This is a genomic window from Clostridium sp. AF27-2AA, from assembly GCF_003478505.1.
Lineage (GTDB): Bacteria > Bacillota > Clostridia > Lachnospirales > Lachnospiraceae > Brotaphodocola.
Genome location: NZ_QUFI01000032.1, coordinates 21,604 through 29,008 on the forward strand (window position 1 = coordinate 21,604; position 7,405 = coordinate 29,008).

The following is a 7,405-nucleotide window of genomic DNA, read 5'->3' on the forward strand; positions in this document are numbered from 1 at the left end:
ATGTTTACCAGACGAAACCATTAAAAACCAATTTTAAAAGTGAGGTACATTTTTATGGCAAAGAACCAGAACGAAGAGATGGATTTAGAGCAGGAGGAGATGACGGTTACCCTGACCTTAGATGACGGCAGCGAGGTAGAGTGCGTTGTGCTCACCATCTTTGAGGCAGGCGACCGTGACTATATCGCACTGCTCCCGACCGAGGGTGCAGAGGCAGACGAGGGCGAGGTATACTTATACCGCTACGAGGAAGACGCAGACGGCAATCCGAGCCTGGACAACATTGAGGACGATGACGAGTACGAGGTAGTTGCAGACGCATTCGATGAGCTTCTGGACGACCAGGAGTTTGATGAGATCGTAGGAGAAGACGAGCTCGACTAAAAATTTAAATCATGTTCATGAAAGGTCCGAAGCAGGCCGGGGCGGTATCCCGCTGCGCAAAATAGAAGTGCCGTGTTCGGACGATGTGGCTGACAGCCGTTTGCTGACAGTCGGACTGACCGTCCGCCTCCCGAAAACGTCAGTCGCTAGCCGGACACATTGCACTTCTATTTATGCTGCGCAGGATACCACCCCGTCCTGCTTCTGCTTTCCTGGCTATTCTACTACAATAAAAGACACAATCGGAGCGGTACTGATAAAGCTGAAATTTCAGGCTTTTATCAATATCGTTCTGGCTGTGTCTATCTTTTCTTAGTGAGGCCAATACAGTAGAAGCCGGTTATCCCGGGATTCCGCGGAGCATAAATATGGGTATACGTGTCCGGCTATGCAGAGACTGCTGTTTGAGGTAGGCGGACATCTTGTCCAACTATCCGCAAACATCTGTCAGCTGCATCGTCCGAACACAATATCCATATTTTGCGCAGCGGTATGCCGGAATAACCGGCTTCGGACCTATATTGGTATTACTTTCAAATTGTTATTCCCCTGTAAAAAGTTTCATAAAATGTAAAAAATGTCAGAAGACGGCAGGATGAGTCAGAATGCTGTCTGCATATTTACTTCCGGCTGACGGTTTGTTATGCTCTATTTATCATTAAAATGATTTTGCGCGCAAATATAATGAAATGGAGGGTAAAATGAAAACATTTATACAAAAGCTGGGAAAATCTTTGATGGGGCCATTATCCATTATTGTAGCAGCCGGTTTATTATTAGGACTTGCATCAACACTGCAGAATCCGAATGTATTTGGTAATGTACTTCAGGATGTAGCGTTTGTAAACAATTTTGTCAGTCTTGTAAATGCGCTGGCAGGCGCCTTGTTTGGTCTTCTTCCGATTCTGTTCTGTATGTCTGTGGCACAGGGTATGTCAAGGGAAGACCGTGAAGTGGCAACATTTGCATCCATCATTGGCTTTGCACTGTTTCATACCACAATCCGCTTCTTCTTAAGCCTGAAAGGAATTACAGCAGATACAGTCAGCATTGACTATCTGATGGGACAGGGGTATTCCTTGCTGGAGGCAACACAGCAGAACGCGGCCTATGACACGGTTATGGGTATCTTTACCTACCGTATGAGCATCTTTGGCGGTATCATTGTTGGTCTCTGGACCGCAATGATCCACAACCGTTTCCATGAGACACAGCTTCCGGTAGCATTCAGCTTCTTCAGCGGCAAGCGTTTCGTTCCGATCATGATGGTTGTGACGATTCCGTTCTTAGGCCTGCTTATGTTCTTTGTATGGCCGGTATTTAACGTAATCATCAATGGTTTCGGTCATCTTCTTGCATCTGCGGGAGCATTTGGCACATTTATTTACGGATTCCTGGAGCGTCTGCTGATCCCGACCGGACTGCATCACATTTTGAACCAGCTGATCCGTTTCACTCCGATCGGAGGAACCGCAGAGATCGACGGCCAGCAGGTATCCGGCGCACTGAATATCTTCAATACTCTGCTGATGCAGCAGAATCCGGATATGGATGTTATGCGTCAGGCAACCCGTTTCCTGACACAGGGAACTCATCCGTTCATGGTATTTGGTCTTCCGGCAGCATGCTACGCAATGTATAAAACTGCATATCCGCAGAATCGTGAAAAAGCAAAAGGTATTTTACTGGCAGCTGGCCTGACCAGTTTCTTTACCGGCATCACCGAGCCGATTGAGTTTTCCTTTATCTTTATTTCGCCGCTTTTATGGGTCTTCCATGCATTTATGGCAGGTACGTCTTTCCTGATCAACACCTTCCTGGGTGTCTGCATCGGTAACGCAGGCGGCGGCCTGGTTGACCTCATGCTGTTTGGTGTGCTTCGCGGACCGCAGACCAAATGGATCCTGAATGTGGCAGTAGGACTGGTTTACGCGGTGATCTACTACAATGTATTTAAGTGGGCGATTGTGAAGTTTAATATCAAGACTCCGGGCCGCGAGGACGAGTCGGATGCAGTGGACTATAATGAAGAGATTACCGAACTTGGCGCTGCAATCATGGAAGCACTTGGCGGAAAAGAAAATATTGTTGAGATCGATAACTGTATTTCCCGTCTCAGACTGATTCTGAAGGATTCCGCGAAAGTCAATGAAAAGGCATTAAAGGCAACCGGTTCACTTGGACTGATCCGCATCAATGAGGAGAATGTCCAGGTTGTATACGGCGCAAAGGTTGAGAAGGCAGCAGCAGAACTGAAGCGTGCTGTGAAAAAAGCAGGGGGCAGTGCGGCAGAAAAGCACGCAGGCTTTGAGGCTCCGGTAGCAGGAACCCTGATTCCGATCACGGAAGTGAAAGACACCGCATTTTCCCAGAAGATGGTAGGGGATGGATTTGCCATCATTCCGGAAAGTGATACCGTATACGCACCGTGGAGCGGAACAGTTGCAGCCTGCTTTGAAACAAATCATGCAGTCGGCATCGTAACAGAAAACGGAGATGAAGTGCTGATCCATATTGGCATTGACACCGTGAAGCTGAAAGGGGAAGGCTTTAAGGCCTTTGTAAAACAGGGACAGAAAGTAAAACAGGGAGAAAAGCTGATTACATTTGACCGGGAACTGATCCAGTCAAAAGGATTTGATCCAGTGGTAATCCTGATCTTCCCGAATAAAGCTGTGAATGTAAATGCAGCACATCAGAATCTTAAGGAACATCAGGGAATTGATGTAAAAATCAACTAAAAGCCATACAGGGAGAAGAGAAAATATGAAAACAAATAAGGCGAGAATACAGCATGACCTGGAGGTACTGGCAACCTATACTTCCACACCGGGACATGGTGTGACACGGTCTTCTTATTCCAAAGAAGATAAGATGGCCAAGGAATATCTCAAGGAAGAAATGAAAAAACTGGGGCTTCAGATTTATGAGGACGGATTTGGAACGCTGTTCGGAAGAAAAGAGGGAAAGCTAAAAGACGCGCCGGTTGTCATGTTTGGATCCCACTATGATTCCGTGGTAAACGGAGGCGCTTTTGACGGTGCGGCAGGCAGTGTTGCAGCACTGGAAACGATGAGGGTGCTCCATGAATGCGGATATGAAAATGATTATCCGCTGGAGCTGATCCTGATGAATGCAGAGGAGGGGGCCACCTTTGGCCCCTGCACCGGAGTTTCCAATTCACGCGCGATGGTGGGCACCATGACGATGGGAGAGCTGGAGACGGTGAAGAACCGCTTTGGACAGACAAAGCTGGAGGCCATGAAGGAGTACGGACTGGTTCCGGATCTGGAATCTGCAAAGCGTGCGCCTGAATCCATCAAAAATTTTGTGGAAATGCATGTGGAACAGGGACCGGTTCTGGACCGCGAAAATATGGAGATCGGCCTGATCAAATACTTGGCCGGAATCGGACGCTATACGATCCGTTTCCACGGGCAGACTGCGGATTCTACCGCTCCGATGGACAACCGGAAGGATGCACTGGTTGCAGCAGCCCGTTTTATCACCATGTTTGATGAGCAGATCAGGGCTCTTGGACCGGATGTGACCGGTATGGTGGGCAAGCTGGATATCACGCCGAACTCCAATCAGTTTGTACCGGAGTTGGTGGAAGGAAAGATTGAGATTCGCACATTCTCCAAAGAATGCATTGAGAAGACGGATTTCAAACATATGATTCAGGAGCTTCTGGACCAGGTTGCAAAGCAGTATGGCATTACCTGTGATCTGGAAGAAATTCGGCGGATCAATTATCCGAATCCGACGGGGCCGAGTGTTATGTGCTGGGAAAATGTAAAGAAAATGGAAACCATCTGTGATGAGCTGGGTTACAGCCACTGCATCATCAACAATGGAACCGGACATGATTCCATGATCATGACAGACTTCGCGGATACGAATATGATCTACGTTCCAAGCCGGAATGGCGGCGTTTCACACTGTCCGGAGGAATGGAGTGAATACGAAGATGTGAAGAAAGGCGCTGATGTTCTGCTGAATCTGATCATGGAACTGGGCAAAGAGGAAGAAAAATGAGAGAAGCTGGACAGATTTGCTATGGAACCGTGACACCTCCTGAACCGGATTGTACCGGAGTCCCGGTTCTGATCAGCGATGAGGTCATGGAGAAGCGCTGCGCGGCAGTGATGGCACGCATGGAAGAAGAAAACCTGGATTCCCTGGTGGTTTACGGGGATCTGGAACATGGGCAGAATTTTGCCTATCTTACTGGATTCCTTCCAAGATTTGAGGAGGCGCTGCTGGTTTTGAACAGAAACGGGCATCATACCATGCTGATGGGCAATGAAAACCTGAATAAAGTATCCTGCGCCAGGATCAAAGCCCAGGCTGTTCATGTTCCGTTTTTTTCCCTGCCCAATCAGCCGATGATCGGCGAATGCAGTCTCACGGACTGTTTTCAGAAGGCCGGACTGAAAAGCGGAAGCCGGATCGGAATTGCCGGATGGAAGCATTTTACCAGCCGGATTCTGGATAACCGGCAGTTGTTTGATGTGCCGTTCTATATTGTGGAGGCAGTTCGGGAAATCGCGGGAACGGATGGAACCGTGGGGAATGCAGCAGATGTTTTTATTGGAAATAAGGGTGTGCGATGCATCAATACAGCCAATGAACTGGCCCATTATGAGTTTGGCGCGGCGCTGGCTTCAGACTGCATATTAAAAGCAATGGATCATCTGGACATTGGAGTAAAGGAAACAGAACTCGGGGCAGACCTGCAGGCGCTGGGTCAGAAAAACAGTGTAGTGACCATTGCCGCGGCAGGAAAACGATTTGAGAAAGCAAACCTTTATCCTATGGACAAAGAAGTGAAGCCGGGGGATCCCATCAGCCTGACAGTCGGATATCGCGGAGGACTTTCCTCCCGCTGCGGTTATGCGGTTCGCAGTGCACAGGAACTGCCGGAAGAGTCGAGGGATTATCTGGAACAGGTAGTAAAGCCATATTATCATGCGATGGTGGTCTGGCTGGAGGAAATACGCTGCGGAATGAGCGGCGGGGAACTGTATGACCTGATTGAGCAGGTGCTGCCGAAAGAGAAATACCGTTGGTCACTTTGTCCGGGACATCTGACGGCAGATGAAGAATGGATGTCCTCTCCGGTTTATGAGGCGAGTGAGGAAATCCTGGAAAGCGGAATGATGCTGCAGACGGATATCATTCCATCGGTTCCCGGCTATGCGGGAACCAGCGCGGAAAGTACAATCGCGCTGGCAGATGAATCCCTGCGCATGGAAATCCAGAAAGAAGAGCCGGAACTCTGGGCACGGATTGAGAAACGCAGAAACTATCTGGAACAGGTACTGGGAATCCAGCTGCATCCGGACGTACTGCCGATGTGTTCCACAGTCGCGTATCTGCGCCCGTTCCTGTTAGAAAAGGGCAAGGCTATGCATGTGAAGAATCTTCCGGCTGATTCAGATAATTGATATACTGATCGTACAGCAGGTGAAGAACCAGGTGCAGGGTCAGATAGGAAGAACGGTTGATGTTCATCTCCTTATTGACAGCTGTACTTTGGTAATAGAGATTGTAGGCAGAAATCTCAGCCAGCTCATTGTTGGACATGGTTGTGACAGAAACCAGCGGAATCTTCATGAGACTGAGATTCAGCAGGGTCTCGCGGTATTTTTCGATATTGCCGGACCAGGATGCAACAAATAAAAGGTCATCCGGCCGCATGTACTTTTTAACGATTTTCAACTCGGTGTGAGTCGGAATAATCACGATATTTTTATTTACATTCAAGAAACAACGGGCCAGTTCCTGGAGCATCAGGCGCTGGCCCTGTCCTGTTCCATAGGCATAAATCCGGCTGGACTGTTCGATCAGCCGGCAGATATCCAGAACCTGACTGTTCTGGAGGAAGAGTTTCGTTGTCTGCGAGATATCCTGATTCAGAATCTCAATCAGGTTCAGAACTTCTGCATTCTCTGCGGAATCAGAACGCAGAAAATATTTGAATTCGCTGTAGCCGCTGAAGTTCAGCTTTTGCGCTGTGCGAAGGATGGTTGCAGTGGAAACACTGCAATGTCTGGCCAGATCCGCAATATTCATTTTTTTGCATGATTCCAGATTGGCCTGAACAAACTGCAGAATATGTTGGTCCACTGTATTCAGTTTTTCATAGTTTTCGTTGATGACTCGATCAAGCTGAATTCCCATAATATTCCCCCGTCTTCGTAATATGAAAGATTATAACACAGAATACCAGGAATTGAAAGAAAATCGTCAGATAATCGCCCGGCAAATTCGTTGACAAATGCCATTGGAAAAAGGTATCATAAGCTATAGCAGTAAGAGTGTTCTGACGGAAAAAGGAGAATGATCGTTATGAAGAAAAATATGTTTAAGGTTATGGCGCTGAGCCTGGCGATGGCTACGTTATCTACCACTGCGGCTTTTGCGGCAGGCTGGGGCAAGGTTGGCAGTGAGTGGTATTATTACCAGGAGGACGGAACCGTGGCAAGAAATACCTGGATCAACACTCTGGTCAGCAACGATGAATCCGGCGAACTTACCTATCAGGTAGGCAATAAGGATTTTGCGACCGAAGAGGGCAAGACCATCGCTGCGTCCTACTGGGTACAGGGAAATGGCACTATGGCTGCCAGCTGCTGGGTAGCAGACGGAGATGCATGGTATCGTGTGGATGCAAAGGGTCTGATCCTGAAAGACCAGGTTTATAATGAGAACAAGGATATGTACTATCTGGGCAAGGATGGCAGAATGGTGACCAATTCCTGGTATCAGAATGAGGAAGGCAAGTGGTATTACTTTGCCGAGAATGGCAAGGCAGTTAAAAACGGCTGGAAGACCATTGATGACGCAGAGTATTACTTCTTAAAGAGCGGCACTATGGCAACGGATGTAAATATTCCGGGCGGCGGACATGTCGGAGCAGACGGAAAGCGTGACCGCTAAAGAAAGGACAGATGCGTCAATTACCCACCACTTAGCCTAACGGCTTGAAGTGGGGGCTTGTAAAAGCCTGATTGAC

General features: G+C 48.2%; 6 protein-coding genes. 5 read left to right on the forward strand and 1 reads right to left on the reverse strand.

The window, feature by feature from the left end; translation table 11 throughout:
* The first annotated feature begins 54 nt into the window (after positions 1 to 54).
* The 4 genes from DWY84_RS14225 to DWY84_RS14240 all read left to right on the forward strand — a co-directional run bounded on the left by DWY84_RS14225 (position 55) and on the right by DWY84_RS14240 (position 5,834).
* Positions 55 to 384 (forward strand): DUF1292 domain-containing protein, encoded by a 330-nt coding sequence (locus tag DWY84_RS14225; protein WP_118534011.1) that lies wholly within the window; start codon positions 55 to 57, stop codon positions 382 to 384.
* A gap of 701 nt (positions 385 to 1,085) precedes the next feature.
* Positions 1,086 to 3,125 carry a glucose PTS transporter subunit IIA gene (locus DWY84_RS14230; protein WP_178716700.1) on the forward strand — a complete coding sequence of 680 codons (2,040 nt, stop codon included), beginning with the start codon at positions 1,086 to 1,088 and terminating at the stop codon, positions 3,123 to 3,125.
* A gap of 25 nt (positions 3,126 to 3,150) precedes the next feature.
* Positions 3,151 to 4,422, forward strand: a complete 1,272-nt coding sequence (locus DWY84_RS14235; protein ID WP_118534012.1) for a M20 family metallo-hydrolase — start codon at positions 3,151 to 3,153, stop codon at positions 4,420 to 4,422.
* Positions 4,419 to 5,834: a M24 family metallopeptidase gene (locus DWY84_RS14240; RefSeq protein ID WP_118534013.1), complete on the forward strand. Its 1,416-nt coding sequence runs from the start codon at positions 4,419 to 4,421 to the stop codon at positions 5,832 to 5,834. Before DWY84_RS14235 ends, DWY84_RS14240 begins: the two co-directional genes overlap by 4 nt.
* Here DWY84_RS14240 and DWY84_RS14245 read toward each other — a convergent pair.
* Positions 5,794 to 6,570 (reverse strand): MurR/RpiR family transcriptional regulator, encoded by a 777-nt coding sequence (locus DWY84_RS14245; RefSeq protein WP_118534014.1) that lies wholly within the window; start codon positions 6,568 to 6,570, stop codon positions 5,794 to 5,796. The two genes, DWY84_RS14240 and DWY84_RS14245, sit on opposite strands and share 41 nt — an antisense overlap.
* 168 nt (positions 6,571 to 6,738) lie before the next feature.
* On the opposite strand from DWY84_RS14245, the gene DWY84_RS14250 reads away from it, so the two are divergent.
* Positions 6,739 to 7,329, forward strand: a complete 591-nt coding sequence (locus tag DWY84_RS14250) for a hypothetical protein (protein ID WP_178716699.1) — start codon at positions 6,739 to 6,741, stop codon at positions 7,327 to 7,329.
* Positions 7,330 to 7,405 lie beyond the last annotated feature (76 nt).

Excerpts from the sequence above, each read along its gene's own strand:
- DWY84_RS14225 (WP_118534011.1), top strand. The coding sequence starts at position 55 with ATGGCAAAGAACCAGAACGAAGAGATGGATTTAGAGCAGGAGGAGATG.
- DWY84_RS14230 (WP_178716700.1), top strand. The coding sequence starts at position 1,086 with ATGAAAACATTTATACAAAAGCTGGGAAAATCTTTGATGGGGCCATTA.
- DWY84_RS14235 (WP_118534012.1), top strand. The coding sequence starts at position 3,151 with ATGAAAACAAATAAGGCGAGAATACAGCATGACCTGGAGGTACTGGCA.
- DWY84_RS14240 (WP_118534013.1), top strand. The coding sequence starts at position 4,419 with ATGAGAGAAGCTGGACAGATTTGCTATGGAACCGTGACACCTCCTGAA.
- DWY84_RS14245 (WP_118534014.1), bottom strand. The coding sequence starts at position 6,570 with ATGGGAATTCAGCTTGATCGAGTCATCAACGAAAACTATGAAAAACTG.
- DWY84_RS14250 (WP_178716699.1), top strand. The coding sequence starts at position 6,739 with ATGAAGAAAAATATGTTTAAGGTTATGGCGCTGAGCCTGGCGATGGCT.